The sequence below is a fragment of the Reichenbachiella sp. genome, assembly GCF_039944555.1.
GTDB lineage: Bacteria > Bacteroidota > Bacteroidia > Cytophagales > Cyclobacteriaceae > Reichenbachiella.
Map to the genome: position 1 here is coordinate 77,250 of NZ_JBDUYN010000006.1, position 21,905 is coordinate 99,154.

The following is a 21,905-nucleotide window of genomic DNA, read 5'->3' on the forward strand; positions in this document are numbered from 1 at the left end:
TAGAGCTCAGTGAAAGAATCGGAAATACAGTCAATCAAACAGCGATTTGGAATTATTGGCAATTCACAATTGCTCAATCAAGCGATAAACGTAGCAGCCCAGGTAGCTCCTACGGACATGAGCGTTCTCATTACCGGTGAAAGCGGAAGCGGTAAGGAATCCTTTTCAAAAATCATTCACTCTTTGAGCAAAAGAAAACATGGACAGTTCATTGCCATCAACTGCGGAGCAATACCAGAGGGAACGATTGATTCAGAATTGTTCGGTCACGAAAAAGGTTCATTTACAGGCGCCCATGAGGCCAGAAAAGGTTACTTCGAAGTAACAGATGGTGGAACAATTTTTCTTGATGAAATTGGGGAAATGCCGATGAGCACACAAGCACGCTTGCTTAGAGTTCTTGAAAATGGTGAGTTTATAAAAGTCGGCTCATCTAAAGTGCAGAAAACCAACGTCAGAGTATTGGCCGCCACCAATGTCAACCTAATTACCGCAGTAGAAAATAAAAAATTTAGAGAAGACCTGTACTACAGACTAAACACTGTACCCATATATGTACCTGCTCTCAGAGAGAGAGGCGCTGATGTTGAATTGTTGTTTAGAAAATTTGCCTTTGATTACGGAGAACAGTATCATGTAGACCCAATCAAGCTCACAGATGAAGCTAAGGAGTCACTCTTAAGATTCAGGTTTCCAGGCAATATTCGTCAACTGAAAAATCTTGTAGAACAGATTTCTGTACTAGAAATGAATCGCACTTTGGACCAGGATACACTAAAAAAATACCTCCCACAAAATGTGAGTAACCTTCCCGCACTGTTAGACAGAAAATCAGACTCCTCATCGGACGACGGATTTACAGAAAGAGACATACTGTACAAAATCCTTTTTGACATGAAAAAGGATATGAATGATCTTAAAAAATTGGTATTGCAAAATGCTGGTGACAGCAGCGATCGTGATGAAATCATCAAGGAGCATGGTAAACTATTTAGTAACCTCGAATTGAAGGATGAACATTTTTCAGAATTTTCAGAGAACCCAATAGATTCTCCGGTTATAATAAGTGAGGAAGATTATCAGGAATTTGACTCTGACAAAGTAGAAGACATAGCTCATGAAACTGAGCAGGACGATTCTCTTTCCATCGAAAAAAAAGAAAAAGAACTGATCATTCGCGCTTTAAGAAAAAATAGAAATAAAAGAAAGTATGCCGCTCAGGATTTAGGCATTTCCGAAAGAACTCTTTACAGAAAAATAAAACATTATGAACTGGAGGAATAGCATTTTTCTATTTATTTCTTTTGCCTTCATGAATACTTCATGTGGCGTATATTCATTTACAGGGGCCTCCATTTCCCCAAATGTAGAGACAATCTCAATCCAAACCTTCTACAATAACTCACCTCTTGGGCCATCCAATATGAGTCCAAATTTTACTGAGAAAATAAAGGACTATTATCTTAGAAACACAAGCCTCACTTTGGTAGATGGTGAAGGCGATTTACAGCTAGAAGGAAGCATCGATAACTATACATTGACTCCGGTGGCCGTGTCTGCCTCCGAAGACGCAAGTGCAGTGGACTTAACTAGTTTGACAAGAATTACTATATTCGTTTCAGCTACCTATACCAACCTTGAGGATGATCAGTTTGACTTTGAGAAAACATTTTCATTCTTTAAAGATTTTGACCAAAATAGAGAGGATTTATCCGCAAATGAAGAAGAATTCGTTAATGAAATCTTCGATCAAATCATTCTGGATATTTTCAACTCTTCTGTTGCCAATTGGTAAATTTTGTTATCTTTATCGCTTACGCAAAACTGAGAGCCATACTTGAATAAGCTAACATTTCTTGAGTTAATGAGGACACCTGATAAGATATCAGATGTCGATTTTGTAGAGTTGGAAACCCTCGTCAAGGCAAACCCATATTTTCAAAATGGACGATGTGTTCTAGCCTATGCTGGCCGAAAGCTCAAAAAACCATCTTCGCCAAAGTTGATGAGTTCCGCAGCCATATATTCTACCAACAGAAATATATTTAAACAATACATTCAAGGGCAGGTTAAGTTTGAGCAAGCACCAGCAACAAAAGCACCCGTACCTACATCAAAGCCGTCACCTACGCCTCAACCAAAGGCCGCACCAAGAAAAGCGCCCAAACTCAATTCTGATGAGGAGCAGGATGCATTGGTGAAAGAGATTTATGAAAATCTGGAAAAATGGAAAGCCAGTAGAGAGCACTATTTGGATTATGACAAAAAGCATCCTGAAGAAATCGTCATAGAAGATCCATTTGCATCCTCAGACGCGAGGCATACCCCTGCCCCTCCTGAAGAAGAAAATGCAATTTCAGTGCCTACTCCTCAAGAGCACGATGAGCCGGATATGTCAGAATCGGAGGAAACACCCGAATCAAAACCAGAAATCCCAACGACCGAGGTAAAACCAGAAGTTGAAGTTGATGAGGTTGAAAAACTCAAAAATCAAGTTGCTGAAGAAATAGAAGCTGAAGAAGAATCCATTTCAAAAGCGCTCTCCGAAATTACTGAAAAAGAAAAAAAGGAGGACGTCTCTCAGGAAGCAAAAGATCCACAAATTGAGGATACCCTACCCAAAGAAGACGCCATTGCAAAACCTTCTGGAATTAACCTATCCTCTGAGGAACTCACGGCCATTGTTGACGCTGAATCATCAATGGAGCCTTCTGAAACTACTGATGCTCCTGAAGAGCAAAGCAAGGAAATGGATGAAGTTGCGGAAATCGAGCAATCTGTTGCAGATAAATTACCAACTGCTGAAGAGATTGAAGAAGAGGTAGCTAAGATAGAGATTGAGGAAGAAGCCGCTTCAAAAGAAGACTCGCCAGTCCTTTCAGAAGAAGTCGAAGTGCACGAAGATGATACGGTAGCATCAGACCTGTCAGCGAAAGAGGATCAGGAAGAACATAAGAAGGAGGATGAGGTAGAGATTCCTATACAAATTGACGTGAGTTCAGACAAATCTACAGAAGAAACTGAAGAAGAACTCGACCAAATTGGTAAAGAAATACAAGAGTTAAAACTGACTCCTGGAAGTTCACCTACAGGAAAAAAATTCAGACTTGGTGTTTTAAAAAGAGGAACCAAATTCACAAAAGAAAAAGTAAAAAAGTCTCCAACATCAGCAACGTCGAAAAAAACTGTTACCAGAGCAAAAGCAACCAAGCCAGAGGCAAAGGTTGAAACAGTAAAAGTTGCAAAACCTGAAGCTCCGAAAAAGACTTCAACAAAAAGTTCAACCACAAAATCTACCACCTCTAAAGCCACAGCGACAAAAGCTTCAGCTACAAAACCGGAAGCTTCCAAAACTAGCACAACAAAAAAGACAACAACTGCTAAAAAGACAGCTGCAACAAAAAAAACTGAGACTAAGAAGGCTGCCCCTAAAAAGGCAGAAACTAAGAAGGCTACAAAAAAGACTGCGGTAAGAAAAGAGGAAGCAAAAACTAAGAAAAGCCCATCTAAGAAAGCGACGCCAAAATTCAGGATGTCGGCCTCGATAGGTGCTAAGACCACCAAAAAAACGGCGAGCAAAAAGGCTCCTAAAAAAGACGAGGATTCTTCGTCAGAAAAAAAAAAACCTAAAAAAGTAAAGTCGGAAAAAAAACCAGACCAACTGGATATCATTGATTCATTCATTGAGCTCAATCCGTCTATCCAGGTATCAAAAAACAATCCGACAGATAACCAACCAGTAGAGGATTTAGCAGCCAAGTATGAGGTCTTCCCAGATGACTTGGTTACCGAAAATTTGGCCAATATATTGATTGGTCAGGGTAAGAAAGAAAAAGCCATCGCTATCTATGAAAAATTAATTTTGAATAATCCTCAAAAAAAGTCTTACTTTGCGTCTCAAATTGAAAAATTAAAGAAGAAATAGATGTTTACTACTATTGTTGTATTGATAGTTTTTGTAGCCGTAGTGCTCGTATTAGTGGTGTTAGCTCAAAACTCTAAGGGAGGTGGTTTGACTAGTCAATTTGGTGGATCAGGTACATCACAGCTGATGGGCGTTAAGAAAACCGGTGATCTGCTTGAAAAGTTAACTTGGGGATTAGCAATTGCGTTGATTGGCCTTACTCTATCTACAAAATTTTTAATCACTGAATCCAGAAGTGATGAGTTTGCAAGCCCTAACATCGAAAGTGCACAAGACAAAACGATTGCTCCAAATTTGGATTTGAATGCTGATGAAACTGATGCAGAAGGTCTGGATGAGGTACTTGAGGTGGAAGAAACTGAAAGCGAAGATTGATCTAATCCTATCAAAAAGAAATTTAAGTCCCGGACTCAAAAAGTTCGGGACTTTTTTTATACAGTATTTTTAATGAAAAGTTGACAGCTATATCAATTGTAAATTTTCTTCTTTGTCATCTTTGCAGCAGATTTGACTGACTTTTTGACACAATTTTATCATTGGCATAAGAAATGCTATATGCGTCGCAGTATTATCTTATTATAGAATCAAATAAAAAATATAAGAACATGTCAAAAGTAAGCTTTAAACCAAACGAAGATCGAATTTTGGTTGAACCTGCTGCTGCAGAAGAAAAGACCGCTTCTGGTATTATCATTCCTGATACTGCCAAAGAAAAACCACAAGAAGGAATCGTGGTAGCTGTTGGTGAAGGTACAACTGACAAGCCTGTTACAGTAAAGGTTGGTGACAAAGTGCTTTATGGAAAGTATTCAGGCACTGAACTTTCTCTGGATGGCCAAGAGTACCTTATCATGCGCAATTCCGACCTGTTTGGTACACTTTAATTTTTTTTAAATTATTTCAATTAGATATTAATAAAGATCATTCAAAATGGCTAAAGACATATTTTTTAATTCAGACGCTAGAAACGGCCTTAAAAAAGGCGTTGACCTACTAGCTGACGCAGTAAAAGTAACCTTGGGACCTAAGGGTAGAAACGTAATCCTTGATAAGAAATTCGGTGCTCCTACCGTAACAAAAGACGGGGTTTCTGTTGCTAAAGAAATTGAACTAAGCGATCCATTGGAAAACATGGGTGCACAATTAGTAAAAGAAGTAGCGTCTAAAACTGCTGACGATGCAGGAGATGGCACAACAACCGCTACAGTATTGACACAAGCTTTATTTGGAAATGGTTTCAAAAATGTAGCTGCTGGTGCTAACCCAATGGACCTGAAAAGAGGTATAGATAAAGCAGTTAGTACTGTCGTTAATGACTTGAAAAAACAGTCAAAGGAGATTAAAGACTCAAGTGAAATTTCTCAGGTTGCTACTGTATCTGCTAACAACGATGCCGAAATCGGTAAGATGATTGCCGATGCTATGGACAAAGTAGGTAAAGATGGTGTAATTACTGTAGAAGAAGCAAAAGGTACCGAAACAGAAGTAAAGACTGTAGAAGGTATGCAATTCGACAGAGGATATCTTTCTCCATACTTCGTGACCAACACTGAGAAAATGGAAGCTGAATTGGAAAACCCTTACATCTTGATCTACGACAAGAAGATCTCCACGATGAAAGAAATTCTTCCAATTTTGGAAGCTACTGCTCAAACCGGTAAACCCTTATTGATTATAGCCGAAGATCTTGACGGTGAAGCATTAGCTACATTGGTTGTAAATAAAATTAGAGGCTCTTTGAAAATTGCTGCCGTTAAAGCTCCTGGATTCGGAGACAGAAGAAAAGCTATGTTGGAAGACATTGCAATTTTGACTGGCGGTACAGTGATTTCTGAAGAAAGAGGATACAACCTGGAAAATGCCACTTTGGAGTACTTAGGTACTGCTGATAAAGTGAACATTGACAAAGACAACACAGTAGTTGTTAATGGTGCAGGCAAATCAGAAGACATCCAGGCGAGAGTAAATCAAATCAAGCAGCAAGTAGAAAATACTACCTCTGACTACGACAAAGAAAAACTTCAAGAGAGATTAGCTAAGTTGTCAGGTGGTGTGGCCATCCTTTACATTGGGGCAGCTACTGAGGTAGAAATGAAAGAGAAGAAAGATAGAGTAGATGATGCGCTACACGCAACAAGAGCAGCGGTACAAGAAGGTATTGTAGCTGGTGGTGGAGTTGCCTTGATCAGAGCTATTGCTTCTTTGGAAAAGTTGACGCTAGAAAACGAAGATCAAAACACTGGAGTAAACATCGTAAGAACAGCTATTGAGTCTCCATTGAGAACAATTGTAGCCAATGCTGGCGGCGAAGGTTCAGTAGTGGTAAATGCTGTAAAAGATGGCAAAGCTGACTTCGGTTACAATGCAGCCAATGACACTTACGAATCAATGTTTAAGGCGGGAATTATTGATCCTACAAAAGTGACAAGATTAGCACTTGAGAACGCGGCTTCTATTGCTTCATTGCTATTGACTAGTGATGCTGCTGTTGTCGATCAACCTGAGCCAGAAGGCGCAGCACCTGCTATGCCTCCAATGGGTGGTGGCATGGGCGGCATGATGTAATAATCTATGCACGGTAGTCCTTTCGGACGATTTTAAATATATACAAAGCCATTCCAGTCTGATTAATATCAGAGTCGGAATGGCTTTTTTGTTTCTGCTATTGAATCAAGGAGTAACCAATTTTTATAGATTTCATTGATCTTATAATTTCATATCTTTAAGTATGAAACTCTACTTATTCCTGCTCCCAACTCTTTTGTTATTCAAGTGTCCATTATTTGCCCAATCAGGTGTCACGATAGAATTACAAGATAAAATTGATTCATTAAGCGAGCTGATTGTATCTCTCGAAACTACCGAGCTTATCCAATCGATGTCCCAGCGATCGATTCTTACGCCTAAATATTATAATGACAGAAAATCACTCACTGCCAGACAGGCCTATAATTTCTGGATAAGAAATAGTGCAAGCAAATTCATTTCCCATCTAAATGTTTACTCCGCTCTCTATGATGCCAATAAGTACTACGAGTACGACAGCGTAGAAAACACCTTTTATAACCACATTCGTGAACATGAAGAAATGGTAACATCGATTGTTTACGGCACCGAACCCAATACTTTTTACTCTGCATCATCAGACGGCAAAATCTTAAAATGGAATGAGGCCGAAATAGGCAAAGAACCAACACTGTTGTTCAAGGATCGATATCTTTATAGATCAATCGATCTCAGTTCTGATGGTAAATGGCTGCTAGCTCTAACCAAAGAAAATGGCATTCTAATCATCAGCACAGAAAACAAAAAACTGAATAATTCCGAGGTAAAATTCTCACGCGTAAGCCAGGACTCTGAAAACGCGCAAGCCGCGATATTCTTGCCCAATGAATTGAACTATCTGACGGTAAATAAACAGGGCCATATTAAAATAAAAGGATATCAACTGGATTCAATAAAAGGTCAGACACAATATGAAGTAAGGTCTCTCGCAGTCGATGTGAGAAAAAGTGAGATCTATGCCGGTACAATCAATGGTGTAGTGCAGGTCTGGAATGAGCGATTTGAAAATTCATATCTGGACATTCCGGAAACTTTTGCGGTAAATGTACTGGCCGTAAGTTCAGATCATAAGCTATTGGCCATAGGCCGAGAGAAGGGTGATGCCATCATCTGGCATTTGGAAGAAGAAAGAATCATACGCATAATTTCAGGTCACCAATCTGCTATCACCGCAATTGACTTCAGTCCTGACAACAAAAGGATATTGACTGCTAGTCGGGATGGAACAGTCAGAGTTTGGGATGTATTTGATTCCAAAAAATTCCCTATTGTATTGGATGATCACGACGACTGGGTAATGACTGCCTGTTTTGATCAGACTGGCACAAAGATTCTGACAGGTTCTAAGGATAAGACAATCAGAATTTTTAACCTAGATTTCGAATGGATGGCGGACAGGCTTTGTAAATATGTCAATCGCAATATGACTCCGGAAGAATGGCAGGATTACGTGGGGCACAATTTCCAATATGAAGACACCTGTCCAAATCTCGTGAAAGGGAATCATTAGCGCATCATAAAACATTTATACTTGTTTTGTGTTTGCACATGTGGTTTTCGTATATACATTCCATTTTACAGAGTCGTTTAAAAAAAAACCAGAAAATGCGCATAGGTTTTAGGGTTGATCAAGCTTTGGATTCAAAATTTTGGACACATCATTGAAGTTTCCCTTTTGAATTCCCATCTTTGCAAACCATTCATTTAGAAAATATACACCATGGAAATTAAAGCGAAATTGCTAGAAAAATACGACACCGCTACCTTCGGTACTGGTGGCTTCAAAAAAAGAGAATTTGTAGTAGAATATTCAGAAAATCCTCAGTATCCGGAATTTATCAAATTCGAACTAATCCAGGATAAATGTGAGCAATTGGATGGCTTTAATATTGGACAAGAATTGAACATCGCATTCAACCTAAAAGGAAGAAAATGGACTAACCCTAAAGGGGAAGTGGTTTATTTCAATTCTCTCCAAGCCTGGAGACTTAGCGCAGCCAACGACATTGCTGCTACTCCAGCTAGCCAACCACAAACAGACGAAGCCGGTGCTAGTCTTACCGAGCCTGAATGGTTGAATACCGATAACAGTGGAGAGGCTGACGACCTGCCTTTTTAGGATAAAAATCAAATATAGAAGCGGTACCCCGGTATTTCGAGGTACCGTTTTTTTTTATTCCGTTCTCAGTTGTGCTACTGGATTCATTTGTGCAGTAACGATCACCTTGTATCCAATGGATATTACTGCAGACATTAGAATGACAACAATTGAAAATAAGTGGTTAAAAACATCAATTTCAATATGATATGCATAAATAATATCCAGCAGCATATTGATAGCGTAGGCTCCTCCTGCTAAACCCAACACAACTGAAATCACCATCATCCAGCTTACCTCATTTAAAAGGAGCTTCAGAATATGATGAAACGAAGCACCCAAAGTTTTCCTAATTCCAATTTCCTTAATGCGTCGCTGTACGGTCAGTGAAATCAAGGCATACAAACCGAGAATAGAAATCAATATCGAAACCACGGCAATAAATGAATTTATTCTGACCATGATTTGATTTGTCATATTCACATTTTCAAACACTTTATGCTGATAAAAGCCTTCATAAATCTTGTCAGGAAAAAGGCCATACCAAATCTGTTCTATCCGCTTATTTTCTGCTACAAGGTTTGATTCATCACACTTAATGACTGCATAGTTGTATAGTGAGTCAGGTGCAAAAAAGAAGATTGTAGGTCGTATCTTATTAGACAACATGATGGTTTTCAAATTAAAATCAGCAGTCACACCACTCACACGGTACTTTTTTTCACCAATTGTTATCACATTATTCATCATCTCACCTCCCATTTGCTTATTGAAGGTATCATTAATCAATATTAAGTTTTCATTGGAGGTTCGATCCGAAAGAAAGTCCCCCCCTTCTATGAACTCCACTCCTAAACCGCTCAGGTACCCTGTTCCAACCTCTAATTTACCCGAAGCGTATTCTATGCCATCGTATTCAAATGATATTTCTCGATCTGAGAACCCTACCAGATCTTTGGTTCCTATGACCAAATCGAATCCGGCGGTCTGGTCAATTTTATTAATTAGCTGCACATAGGAAGATGGTTCGACTGGAACATTAATATATTTTTTCACATCATACCCTCGATCCAAACTCTCCTGATAATACGCGTTCTCCACAAATACACCCAAGGCAAATATGTTATAAGCGCAAACTGCAAACTGAATGGCCAATAAACTTTTCGTCAAAAAGCCATTCCCCTTAAACTTCGTTTTGTTCTTTAAAATGTCCAGCGATCTAAATCTGCTGATATAAAAAGCAGGATATGCACCTGAAAGCAAAATGGTAAGCAAGCATATGCCGACTGCAAAAAACACATAAGACTGTAAATAAGCTGGCTGAAATTGCACCAGCTCGTATCTAAACATTGCATTGTATGGACCAATAAGAGTATGTGCAATAACCAGAGATAATAAAAAAGCACAAATGACCTGCAAGCCACTTTCTGTCATAAACTGAATAATTATATCCTTATGCTGTCCACCTATTATTTTTCTCATGCTAATTTCTTTCAGTCGTTTACCGGATGTGGCAATTGTGGTATTAAAAAAATTAAAACATGCCAAAAGCAGAATAGCAAATGCCGAACTCATAGTCCCAATCACTGATGCCGGATGAAGTACACCTCCAAAACTCCTGCCATGCAAGTTCTTTTCAAAGTGAGCCCAGTCAGCTATTTTATCGAGACGATATGATTTCAACTTCGTCTCCGGATTGGCTTCATTCTGTATGGGTAGATATGCTTGTAGCGCAGATTCTATAGTTTGTACCTCTTCCTGTTCCAGCTGCAGAAAGGTGCCACTAACCCAGTGCCTCCAATTATTGCCCTCCATTTGCACCGTCCTGATATAGTGATCTATACTTAAAAGTACAGAGAACTTAAAACTGGTATTTTGGTTTGGTACCGGAATCACTTCACTCACCATTAGAGACTTACTGTTTCCGCCAGGAAAGAAAACTTCAAGTAATTCACCTTTGACATCCGTTCTCCCAAATATCCGAATGGCAACATCTTCTGTAATTATCAATTGGTTTAAACCAAGGCTCAGCCGTTGTTTATGAAAATGCACGATATCCAAAAATGAACCATCAACATATCCAACAGATTCACTAAACAGTTTATCTCCGACTTTCAGGTTTAAGGCACCTCTTTGAAATCTGCCAATTTTTAGATCAGGAAATTGAGAAATCATAGCATCATAAAGTGCTAGCGGTGAAATACCGACCTCTTTAGAGGAAGTTACCGATTTCGGTTTGGCATTGACTTTATAGATGGAGTCATACCCGTTCAGACTGTGATTATAGGTATGATTGTACATGAAGTTGAAAAAGCCGATGGTACATAGGGCAAAGGCCATAGCAAGGCTCAATAGGTTTATGACCACGTAAAACTTTTCCTTACGTAAGGAACGCAATGATGTGAGTAAATAATTTCTAAGCATGACATTTGAGTTTTTGATACAAAAATGCTGCTTCGAACTTCTCAAATCGTCCGAATCGATTGATTCGGACTCTTTTAAGTCAAACTTTTACGATATTCCGAAGGAGTAATTCCGACCTCTTTCTTGAATAGATGATTAAATGTAGATTTTGAATTGAATCCACAATCAAATGCCAATCCTAATAGTGAAAATCGATTCGCCTCATCTGATTTTAGCTTTGCCTTAAATTCTTCAATTCTGAATTTATTGACAAACTCATAAAAATTACCATCTGTTTTCTGATTAATGAGCTGAGACAACTGATGTTTACTGATACCGATAAGATCTCCTACCTCCGCTGCGTTCAAAGTGGGATTCTTATAGAGTTTTTCCGTTTTCATAATGTCCTGAAGTCTGGTCATTAAAGTGTCTACTTCTATGTTACTGAGGTTTGAAAAACGGTATTTCTCGCCAGACGAATTTCCTTGAACTGCCTTAATATCAGTCCCTACGAATATGTTGGACTGCTTTACACCGAAAAACCCAACGACAAAAACGTTCACAATAATCATCGCCGCAATCACCTTGAATGATGTCATTCGCTCTAACATATCGAAATCTCCGGCTATAATAATTAGGAATGAAATCCAAAAACCTACAAACTCAATAATAATCCAATACCTCATCCAATCAAGTGTCTTTTCTTGTAGGTTAGAGAATTCGTTCTCAATGAATGTACGATGCTTAAATAATTTAAAAAGACAAAGTATCGGATAGAGGCAAGCAGAAAAAGCCATAATCAATGACCAATATCTTACTTGAAATGGAAGCTTGCCACCTATGTTGATAAATCCCTGTGAAACTTTTACAATATAATTTTCACTTGGTACCAAATAGTAATACCAGATCGAAAAAAGCATGATCAGAAAGGGAATGAAATGGAAGAGTTGCTTTAACCATGAGAATCTTGGGCCTTGAACTAAAGATGACACATAAATGAATAACAAAGGCGAAACCAGGAAGGGAATCAAACCTAAAGCAATAAGCGCAGGGACAAAATTATCAGTCTGTCCAATAAAATTTAAATAATAGAAATAAAGCATGGCTCCATTCAACAACAGCCAAGTCAGCAAAATATAGTCAAACGTACCCTTCTCCTTTTTAATTATCAAAAGAAATGAAAGAAACAATGCAAGACCGATTCCCACGAAGTTGATAACACTCATGAGGTGTAAGATGTTAATGCTTTAATCACTATTATTTCTTAGCAGCAAATCCACTAAGGTTTTGATCAATAAAATTCTTTGGGAATTTATCATCTTCAGGAAACCCTAACTCAATATCCCGTCCGGTTGAAGGGATATAATTGGTACCAAAAAGATAATCCCAAATACTTAACGATAGCCCAAAGTTCACACCATACTTTCGGCTATCAGGCAGCTCTTTGGCATGGTGCCAAATATGCATGGCCGGGTTATTTATTATGTACTTCAATGGGCCGATGTTCATATTGAAATTGGCATGATTCCAATGTCCGATTGCAATAGCCACGGCATGAGCCAAAAAGAAATCAGTCAGACTGAACCCAATCAATGCTAGAGGAATATATTCCAGCGACTTGTAAACCACGTTTTCCATCCAATGAAACCTTAGGTGGGCAGCAAACCCCATTTGTTTAACACTGTGATGAACTTTATGAAATTCCCAAAGCCACGGCGACCAATGTAAAAGTCTATGAATTAACCACTCAATAAAATCCTTTATAACAAATAAGAGGACTAGTTGAAGCCAGGCTGGCAGGCCTCCTACTTCTATAGCCACTAGGTTCTCTATTCCAAACAGACCCAAAAAATCAGTCAGCAACTGTACTCCTATTTGAGTCATGCCTGCAAATGCGACAATAGAAAACAGAAAGAAGTTAAAGAACATATAAAAACAATCAAGCCAAAAGTCATTCCTGAACTTGGGTTGATCTTTTCTCCAGGGTTTAACCAACTCTAACCCAAAAAAAATGATTGATAAAATAATGAGTAAATAAAAGTAATTTCCCCAAAGACCGTCACTTGTTCTTAATGTAAGCTGTCCAACGAACCAATCGAAGTAGCCCGTAGTAGATCTCCAAAATGTGTCTATATATTCATTCATCGATTATTGCTAAGCTGTATTCCCACTTTAATGATCAATTGTAAAAATATTCGAATCAAATCTATTCCACATACTAAAAATTAGATATCAAGAAAAAATTAATTTAGTGAATTATATCTAACTGATTATCAAAATTATATAGCCAATTTTGCAAGGCAAGGCATTAAATTTTTATGATGTGTGGATGTATAAAAATAAACCGCAACAAGTCTTTTGTAAATTCATAATGAGTATATTTCCTAAATGATCATGATGTTACAGATCATTCAATCAGTATCTTTGCGACCAAATGCTATTGGATAATGGAGGAGAATTTTAAGAAACGAAACGAGGAGAAAGAACTCATTAAGAAGTACGAATCGTTTCGTGAAAACAAGGAAGCGTTTTATTTCACTTCTGACGAATACGAATCTATCATTCAATCCTACTTGGGGCAAAACAAACACAGGAAGGCACTTAAAGCGGTGAATTTGGCCATCGAACAGTATCCCTTCGCTGTCGAATTCATGGTACTCAAAGCACAGACCTACTCTAATTTACAAGAATATGGTATTGCGATAGACCTTCTGGAAAAAGCTGGCAATCTACACCCTGGAGATTCTGATGTGTTTCTAATCAAAGGAAACATTCAAATATTGAACGGAGACATAGATGAGGCCCTTGCGAGTTTTAACCGTGCATTGGAACAATCTGATGAAAAAGATGAAATATTCTATAGCATAGGTCTGGCCTATCAAAACAGAGGCGACTACAAAGAAGCCATCACCTTTTTCAAACAGTCCCTTGAGGAAAATCTTAATAATGAGAATGCACTATACGAACTGGCCTATTGTTTAGATGTTACCGGAGAGTTGGAAACCAGCATTTCATATTACAAAGAATTTATCGATAAAGACCCCTACTCTGAGTATGCCTGGTTCAACCTTGGAATCGTGTACAACAAGCTAGAAAAGTATGAGGAATCTATAAGTGCATATGAATATTGTATCGCCATAGACGAAAAATACAGCTCTGCTTATTTCAATATGGGTAATTCACTCATGATGCTCAAAAAGTATGAACAGGGACTCAATGCTTTTAAAACTACTCTTGAGTTGGAAGGACCTACTCCTGAGATTTATTTCAGTATAGGCTCTGTATACGAGCAAATGGAACAATTCGATTTGGCGATTCGGTATTTCAGAAAGTCAACAAAACTTGATCAATTCTATGATGAAGCCTGGTATTGTACTGGCGTATGTTTAGGCCACCAAAACAAATGGTATGAAGCTGTGCATTTCTTCAATAAAGCACTCAAACTCAGTGTAGAGAACGCGGACTATTGGATGGCACTGGCAGAAGCTGAATACAAGGTAGGCAATGTAATTTCAAGTATAGATGCCTACGATGAAGTTAGTCAGCTAGATCCGGGCAATGTAGACGTTTGGATAAACTGGTCCAAGATTTACCATGAACAAGGTGATCATGAGCAAGCAATAAATATCCTTCATGACGGCATGGAAGAATTACCAGAAGAAGCAGACCTTTTTTATAGAGCAGTAATTTACCTGATTGAAAACGGATCTTATAAAACAGCATTCACTTATTTAGAAAAAGGCCTGTTTTTGGACTATGAAGGCCATACTGTATTGTATGATCACTTTCCCAATTTAGAAACACAAAAGGCGCTCTACAAGATCATTCAGCAGTACAAATAAGACATTAGTCATCTACCCCAAATCATTCGTCAAAACCCTTTGCAAATAGGGCTATTATCAATTTATTTGCAGGTTGAAAAAATCGACCAGCCAGATTATCGTATTGAATACAAAGAATGAATTATATCCTTAATAATGTACCTGAAAGAACGGTAAAACCGCGTGAAAAAGGGTTCACAATGGTAATGGACAAAGGCTTAAGCGTCCGTCAAGCGGAAGATTTAATTGAGACTTGTGGAGACTCCATAGATATTATCAAACTAGGATGGGCCACCTCATATGCTACAAATAATCTGCAGAACAAATTAGACTTTTATAAGTCTGCAGGAATTCCAGTTTATTTAGGAGGTACATTGTTTGAGGCATTCATTATCAGAGATCAGTTTGATGATTACCGCAAGGTGCTTGAGAAATATGACATCAATCATGCAGAAGTTTCTGATGGTTCAATTACATTGGATCATGACAAAAAGTGTGAGTACATAAGCACATTGGCTAAGGAGGTTACTGTACTTTCTGAAGTAGGATCCAAAGATGCGGACGAAATTATACCGCCTTATCAATGGATTGAATTGATGCAAAAGGAACTTGACGCCGGTGCCTGGAAGGTTATTGGTGAAGCTCGTGAAGGTGGAAATGTTGGATTGTTCAGATCGTCCGGAGAGGTTCGGTCCGGATTGGTTCAGGAAATTCTAACCAAAATCCCAATGGAAAAAGTCATTTGGGAAGCACCTCAAAAATCCCAACAGGTTTATTTCATCAAATTATTGGGATCCAATGTGAATTTGGGAAACATAGCTCCTGCGGAAGTCATTCCGTTAGAAACACTCAGATTAGGGCTTAGAGGGGATACCTTTGACTACTTCCTGAATGGGGACGCCAAAATCTAGCTGCCTAAAATAGTCATATGCGTTCGTTTAAAGATTATTTTTTACTATTTCTTAAGGGAATAGGGATGGGCAGCGCAGATGTTGTCCCAGGCGTATCAGGTGGTACCATTGCCTTCATTACGGGTATTTATGAGGAACTGTTAAGTTCCATTAATTCATTTGATGCTAAAGCCTTTAGACTCCTCTTTTCATTCAAGATTAAAGAGTTTTGGATAAAGGTCAACGGTTCATTTCTTCTACCCCTAGTAGCCGGCATATTGCTAAGTGCTATGACCTTGGCAAAAATCATTACATTTCTACTTGACAAACATCCCATTCAAATTTGGTCATTCTTCTTTGGACTGATTATCATATCATCCATTTCTGTGGCGAAAGAAATTAATAAGTGGAATTTCTATACCTTCATTTCAGGCTTATGCGGTATCGCAATTGCCTATGTGATTACAATGGTCACACCCTCAACCACCCCAAACGAATTGTGGTTTGTGTTTATTAGCGGTGCCGTGGCTATTTGCGCTATGATCCTGCCCGGAATATCCGGTAGCTTTATCTTACTGATACTAGGAAAGTATGCCTATATCATGTCAGCCCTAAAAAACCTTGATACTACAATCATTGCGGTATTCGCAAGCGGTTGTGTAATCGGGCTATTTACATTTTCCAGGCTCATTTCATGGTTTCTTCAAAAATTCCATAACTACGCTATCGCTTTATTGGCTGGGTTCATGATAGGCTCCCTCAACAAAATATGGCCTTGGAAAAAAGCAGAACTTTTCAGATTCAATTCTCATGGTGAGCAAGTACCTACATTCGAAAGAAATTTATTACCAACTGATTATTATGCTGAAACAGGCCATTCTCCCATGATCATCCAAGCTATTCTGTTTATGGCTCTGGGATTTATGATGGTGGTAATTATGGAAAAGATTGCCTTCGCCATCAAGAAAGCAAAGTATAAAAATCCATCATGATACAATTTGGACTCATCGGCAAAACTTTAAAACATTCGTTTTCAAAAAAATACTTTACCGATAAATTCGAAACCGAAGGAATCAATGATTGTCAATATGACTTATTCGAGTTGGCTGAAATTTCCGAATTCCCGAACCTTATCAAGAGGTATGGCAATCAACTGAAAGGGCTGAATGTGACTATTCCATACAAAAAGGAAGTCATACCTTATCTGGACGAACTAGATGAAAATGCTGCTGATATACAAGCTGTAAACACGATTAAGGCACTGCCAAATGGAAAGCTAAGAGGATACAATACCGACTACTTCGGCTTTATCAATGCCTTAAAAGAAGACTGGGATCTATCAAATAAAAAGGCTTTAGTGTTAGGAACAGGTGGTGCTTCATTAGCGATCAAAAAGGCGCTTACTGATCTTGGCATCTTATTTCAATCGGTTTCAAGATATACCACCGAAAATGCGATCAGTTATGAGCACACTTTTGATGGACAATGGGTTGAAGAACATGAACTAATTATAAATACTACTCCCCTTGGCACCTATCCTGCAATTGATGAAAGGCCGAAACTCCCTTACAAGCAACTCACAAATCAACACTTATTGTTCGATTTGGTCTATAACCCTGAAGTAACGTCATTTTTACAAGAGGGCCTTGACAGAGGAGCCAAGATCAAAAATGGCTATACCATGCTGGTCGGACAGGCTGAGGCTTCATGGAGCATTTGGAATGAAAAATAATTCATTTTAAATCTCGACTTATCTACTATCTTCGCTGAAACTCGAAATAAATGAAGTCACTCCCAAAAAATGTCTGGGTGCTTACCCTAGGTCTGGCGCTCATGATGTCAGCCAGTTCACTTGTTGTATTTGTGGGTGGATTGGTTGGCACAATGCTAGCTCCTTCGGACAACTTAGCCACATTGCCAGTTGCCGCTATTATTGTAGGAACTGCCTTAGCAACTGTACCGGTGGCACTATTAATGAAAAGATTTGGACGCCGTATGACCTTTCTGTCCATCATAGCATTTTCTATTTTAGTATCGCTGCTGGCCGCCTATAGTATTCATATACAATCCTTTTATTTATTCTGCACTAGCCTGGCACTCATAGGTATCTCCGTCGCTTCGCTTAATCAATTTCGCTTTGCCGCTATGGAAAGTGTTTCATCGGATCAAATACCAAAAGCTGCGTCGACTGTTTTACTTGGAGGTATCGCCGCAGCATTTATCGGCCCTGAAATAGCAGTAAGAGGAAAGGAATTGTTGTCTGCGTCATTCACTGGTTCGTTTGTACTTCTGGCATTCTTGTTTGTATTTGGTTTTATCATTCTTTCGTTTTATCAAAACGTAAAAATCAATAAAGAAGAAAAGGATTCCCCAGGAAGGCCGCTTACCAACATTATCAAACAACCCATTTTCTGGACAGCCGTACTTTGTGCAATGATGGGTTATGCTGTCATGAGTTTTATAATGACTGCCACGCCTGTAAGTATGCATGTCATGGACGGTCATTCATTGGAAGACACCAAATGGGTAATTCAAAGTCATATAGTAGCCATGTTTCTTCCAAGTCTGATTACCGCTTGGATTATTAATAAAATCGGTGTTACGAAGATGATGCTTACCGGAATTTTAGCTTTTGCCATCTGCATTGGCATTGCCTATTCCGGACATCATGTAGGACACTACTGGGGCTCACTTGTACTATTAGGTATTGGATGGAATTTCCTTTTTATTGGTGGCACTACATTATTACCACAGGCCTATCATGCGAATGAGAGATTTAAAGTTCAGGCCCTGAACGAGTTTATGATTTTTGGTACGCAGGCAGTAGCAGCCCTTTCCGCAGGTCTTGTAGTACATTCCCTGGGATGGGAAAACATGCTTATCACGACCATTCCGCTGCTGGTCATACCCTTAGCAGCTATTTTAAAAAACAGGCCTGCTTAACTATTCTTTTATCTTCAGAGCACTTTGTCGTTCTCTATTTAATATAAGCTGTGTGACGTCTGGCCTTGAATAGTGACCTGTTGGGTCAAAATTTTGGCGTTCTTCCAGTACCCTGTTGAAATCTAATGTCTGAATAATAAGGCCTTCGTTATCAATCACCGGCTCAACCAACCACTCGCCATCTGGCCCGGCTATGCAAGAACCGCCGTTGGCCAGTACGTCAGGAGCGTTCTTAAGAATCTCATCCAAATATGGTGTATCTTTTGGGAAATCTTCTTTTTTCATCAGGCCTGACGCAGAAATCACAAATGAGCGACCTTCTTTAGCAATATGCCGTGTGATATCAAAAGTGTTTTTTTCGCTGCCTGGCCAGGTTGCCACATGCAGATCTTCTCCCTGACCATATAATGCAGTGCGGGAAAGTGGCATCCAGTTTTCCCAACAGTTGAGTCCACCTACTGTAAATTCTTTCAATGGATGTACTCTGAGCCCATGACCATCTCCTGGTGCCCAGGTCAGTCGTTCTTCATATGTAGGTTGCAGTTTTCGATGCACTGAGCCTATTTCTCCATTCTGATTAATATAGATAAGCGAACAATAAAGGCTATGACCTCCCCTGTTTTCTGCACGCTCAATAGTACCCAGGTATATTGCCATTTTATTTGACTTCGCCGCTTCACAAATTCGACTCATGTCGCCTTTTTCTATTTGAATAGCCTGTCTTGTGTAGTGCGCATGAATTTCTTTTTGCATAGTGGAGTTGAACTCCGCACCGTGAGTAAGAGTTAGCCAAAAAGGGTACCCAGGAAGTAAAGCTTCGCCGAATACAAGTAATTCACAGGAGTGCTGTCCTGCCTCTTGAATGGAGGAGCATATTTTTTCAATTGTTCCTTCTTTGTCCAACCAGACTGGGGAAATTTGGGCAATAGCCACTTTTAGATGGTAAATTTCATTCATAGGTTAATAGGATTATTGAGTTGGCAATTATATTAAAACAATATAGCGATAAGAAAGTTTAAAAAAACGTATCATCATATTCTCATTCTCTGCCACCTTTCATTTGTTCATCCGTATAGACTAGTCGATATTTACGCTTATGGATTTCAAACTCACCTCTGAATACGTTCCTACTGGAGATCAACCTCAAGCCATTGAACAGTTAACCGAGGGGCTTAATAATGGCGAACCATCTCAGGTTCTTTTAGGTGTAACAGGTTCAGGAAAGACCTTTACAATGGCGAATGTCATTGCCAAAACTAATCGCCCCGCCCTTGTTCTTTGTCACAATAAGACCCTGGCTGCGCAGCTTTATGGTGAACTGAAACAGTTCTTTCCAGAAAATGCGGTAGAATACTTTATCAGCTACTATGACTACTACCAGCCTGAGGCCTTCCTGCCTACCACAGGTTTGTATATAGAAAAGGACCTAAGTATCAATGAAGAAATTGAGAAACTGAGACTGGCTGCGACGTCCTCTTTACTTACTGGAAGAAGAGATGTTATAGTTGTGGCTTCAGTGTCATGTATTTACGGTATTGGCAATCCCGAAGAATTTGGCAAAAACATTGTAACTCTAGAAACCGGACAACAAATCTCTAGAAACCAGCTCCTTTTTAAATTTGTAGATATCCTGTATAGTCGTACGGAGGCTGATTTTAAAAGAGGAAACTTCCGTGTTAAAGGAGATACGGTTGATATTTTTATCGCCTATGGTGATTTTGCTTATCGCATTATCTTCTGGGGTGACGAAATTGAAACGATTCAACGAATAGATCCTTACACCGGTAAAAAGCTATCAGATGAAAAGATAGTTACCATTTTCCCGGCAAATCTGTTCGTGACAGGAAAGGACCTACTACATCTGGCCATTAATCAAATACAAGATGACATGGTACTGCAAGTCCAATACTTCGAAGAGGAACGCAGGTTTCTTGAGGCCAAGCGCCTGAAAGAGCGTACCGAATTCGACATAGAAATGATGCGTGAATTAGGTTATTGTTCCGGTGTTGAGAACTACTCAAGATACTTCGACCGGAGAGAAAAAGGAGCACGTCCCTTTTGCCTGCTCGATTACTTTCCAGATGACTTTTTGATGATCATCGATGAAAGCCATGTCACATTGCCGCAAGTTCGAGCCATGTGGGGAGGAGATCGAGCGAGAAAAGTAAATCTGGTAGATCATGGATTCAGACTTCCTTCTGCCATGGACAACCGGCCACTTACCTTTGATGAGTTTGAGGCAATGGTTGGACAAAGCGTTTATGTTAGTGCCACTCCTGGCGATTATGAGTTAAGAAAGTCGGAAGGGGTTGTCGTGGAACAGGTCATACGACCAACTGGTCTCCTGGACCCGGTCATTGAAGTTCGCCCCAGTTTAAATCAGATTGATGATCTGATGGATGAGATAGATGAGCGCGTAAGGCTAGAAGAACGCGTACTAGTGACCACACTTACCAAAAGAATGGCAGAAGAATTGTCTAAGTATCTCATAAATGCAGGCGTAAAAACCAGGTACATTCACTCTGAGGTAGATACACTCGATCGAGTTGAAATACTCAGAGAATTAAGATTAGGCGTATTCGATGTCTTGGTCGGAGTAAACTTACTAAGAGAGGGATTGGATTTGCCTGAGGTGTCTTTGGTGGCGATTATTGATGCGGATAAAGAGGGCTTCCTACGAAATGAAAGGTCTCTGGTGCAAACGATAGGTCGTGCGGCCCGTAATGAAAAAGGCATGGTGATCATGTATGCCGATAAGGTAACCGGTTCTATGCAGATGGCAATAGACGAAACCAATCGCCGTCGTGGTATCCAAATGGAATACAATGCCAAACATGGCATTACTCCTACTACCATCTTTAAGTCTAAAGAAGCTATTATGGAACAAACTTCCGTAGCAGACTCGAAGAAATCGACTAAACCCAAACCATATATAGAAAGTGAAGAGGTAAACATAGCAGCAGATCCTGTTGTAGCTTATATGGACAAAGAGGGCATTGAAAAGATGATTGAGAAGACGAAGAAGTCGATGGAGAAGGCAGCTAAGGATTTAGACTTCATGGAAGCCGCCAGGCTTAGAGACGAGATGCTATCATTGGAGAAACTGAAAGAAGAAAAATGAAATAGTTTGTTGTCAAAATTGACATTGGGATCTAGTATGCTACAATAGAAAATAAAATTGGAAAAGAACTTTTAATTACGTTAGAAGAATCTTAATAATGACATTTTGAAGGTGAATTTGTAGATTTGAGTGACAAGTA

At 39.2% G+C, this 21,905-nt stretch carries 18 protein-coding genes; 14 read left to right on the forward strand and 4 right to left on the reverse strand.

Annotated elements, in window-relative coordinates; all coding sequences use genetic code 11:
- Positions 1–9: 9 nt before the first annotated feature.
- The 8 genes from ABJD64_RS05200 to ABJD64_RS05235 all read left to right on the forward strand — a co-directional run bounded on the left by ABJD64_RS05200 (position 10) and on the right by ABJD64_RS05235 (position 8,609).
- Positions 10–1,284, forward strand: a complete 1,275-nt coding sequence (locus tag ABJD64_RS05200) for a sigma-54 dependent transcriptional regulator (RefSeq protein ID WP_348179559.1) — start codon at positions 10–12, stop codon at positions 1,282–1,284.
- Positions 1,268–1,795 (forward strand): LptE family protein, encoded by a 528-nt coding sequence (locus tag ABJD64_RS05205; protein WP_348179560.1) that lies wholly within the window; start codon positions 1,268–1,270, stop codon positions 1,793–1,795. Before ABJD64_RS05200 ends, ABJD64_RS05205 begins: the two co-directional genes overlap by 17 nt.
- 42 nt (positions 1,796–1,837) lie before the next feature.
- Positions 1,838–3,925, forward strand: coding sequence for a hypothetical protein (locus ABJD64_RS05210; protein WP_348179561.1), 2,088 nt, complete (start codon positions 1,838–1,840; stop codon positions 3,923–3,925).
- Positions 3,926–4,300, forward strand: coding sequence for a preprotein translocase subunit SecG (gene secG, locus ABJD64_RS05215; protein ID WP_348179562.1), 375 nt, complete (start codon positions 3,926–3,928; stop codon positions 4,298–4,300).
- Positions 4,301–4,530: 230 nt separating this feature from the next.
- Complete coding sequence (locus tag ABJD64_RS05220; protein ID WP_348179563.1) at positions 4,531–4,809, forward strand: co-chaperone GroES; 279 nt, start codon at positions 4,531–4,533, stop codon at positions 4,807–4,809.
- Between the two features lie 46 nt (positions 4,810–4,855).
- Positions 4,856–6,490: a chaperonin GroEL gene (gene groL, locus ABJD64_RS05225; RefSeq protein WP_348179564.1), complete on the forward strand. Its 1,635-nt coding sequence runs from the start codon at positions 4,856–4,858 to the stop codon at positions 6,488–6,490.
- Positions 6,491–6,653: 163 nt separating this feature from the next.
- Complete coding sequence (locus ABJD64_RS05230) at positions 6,654–8,000, forward strand: hypothetical protein (RefSeq protein ID WP_348179565.1); 1,347 nt, start codon at positions 6,654–6,656, stop codon at positions 7,998–8,000.
- Between the two features lie 210 nt (positions 8,001–8,210).
- Positions 8,211–8,609, forward strand: a complete 399-nt coding sequence (locus ABJD64_RS05235; protein WP_348179566.1) for a DUF3127 domain-containing protein — start codon at positions 8,211–8,213, stop codon at positions 8,607–8,609.
- A gap of 54 nt (positions 8,610–8,663) precedes the next feature.
- On the opposite strand, the gene ABJD64_RS05240 is transcribed toward ABJD64_RS05235, so the two are convergent.
- From ABJD64_RS05240 to ABJD64_RS05250, 3 genes are all read right to left on the reverse strand, one after another.
- Entirely contained in the window at positions 8,664–11,012 is a 2,349-nt protein-coding gene (locus tag ABJD64_RS05240; protein ID WP_348179567.1) for an FtsX-like permease family protein, read from the reverse strand.
- A 74-nt stretch (positions 11,013–11,086) separates the two neighbouring features.
- Positions 11,087–12,217 (reverse strand): AraC family transcriptional regulator, encoded by a 1,131-nt coding sequence (locus ABJD64_RS05245; RefSeq protein ID WP_348179568.1) that lies wholly within the window; start codon positions 12,215–12,217, stop codon positions 11,087–11,089.
- Between the two features lie 31 nt (positions 12,218–12,248).
- Entirely contained in the window at positions 12,249–13,136 is an 888-nt protein-coding gene (locus ABJD64_RS05250; RefSeq protein ID WP_348179569.1) for a sterol desaturase family protein, read from the reverse strand.
- A gap of 302 nt (positions 13,137–13,438) precedes the next feature.
- Here ABJD64_RS05250 and ABJD64_RS05255 point away from each other — a divergent pair, with 302 nt between their 5' ends.
- From ABJD64_RS05255 to ABJD64_RS05275, 5 genes are all read left to right on the forward strand, one after another.
- The gene (locus ABJD64_RS05255; protein WP_348179570.1) at positions 13,439–14,833 is read left to right on the forward strand and encodes a tetratricopeptide repeat protein; all 1,395 of its coding nucleotides are present in this window, start codon (positions 13,439–13,441) and stop codon (positions 14,831–14,833) included.
- 116 nt (positions 14,834–14,949) lie between these two features.
- Complete coding sequence (locus ABJD64_RS05260) at positions 14,950–15,723, forward strand: phosphosulfolactate synthase (RefSeq protein ID WP_348179571.1); 774 nt, start codon at positions 14,950–14,952, stop codon at positions 15,721–15,723.
- A 17-nt stretch (positions 15,724–15,740) separates the two neighbouring features.
- Complete coding sequence (locus tag ABJD64_RS05265; RefSeq protein ID WP_348179572.1) at positions 15,741–16,694, forward strand: DUF368 domain-containing protein; 954 nt, start codon at positions 15,741–15,743, stop codon at positions 16,692–16,694.
- Entirely contained in the window at positions 16,691–17,434 is a 744-nt protein-coding gene (locus ABJD64_RS05270; protein WP_348179573.1) for a shikimate dehydrogenase, read from the forward strand. The genes ABJD64_RS05265 and ABJD64_RS05270 overlap by 4 nt, the downstream gene beginning before the upstream one ends.
- A 50-nt stretch (positions 17,435–17,484) precedes the next feature.
- Positions 17,485–18,645, forward strand: a complete 1,161-nt coding sequence (locus ABJD64_RS05275) for an MFS transporter (protein ID WP_348179574.1) — start codon at positions 17,485–17,487, stop codon at positions 18,643–18,645.
- Here the strand turns inward: ABJD64_RS05275 and ABJD64_RS05280 are convergent, their stop codons facing one another.
- Positions 18,646–19,602: a carbon-nitrogen hydrolase family protein gene (locus tag ABJD64_RS05280; RefSeq protein ID WP_348179575.1), complete on the reverse strand. Its 957-nt coding sequence runs from the start codon at positions 19,600–19,602 to the stop codon at positions 18,646–18,648.
- 139 nt (positions 19,603–19,741) lie between these two features.
- On the opposite strand from ABJD64_RS05280, the gene uvrB reads away from it, so the two are divergent.
- Positions 19,742–21,766, forward strand: a complete 2,025-nt coding sequence (uvrB, locus tag ABJD64_RS05285) for an excinuclease ABC subunit UvrB (protein ID WP_348179576.1) — start codon at positions 19,742–19,744, stop codon at positions 21,764–21,766.
- Positions 21,767–21,905: the final 139 nt, after the last annotated feature.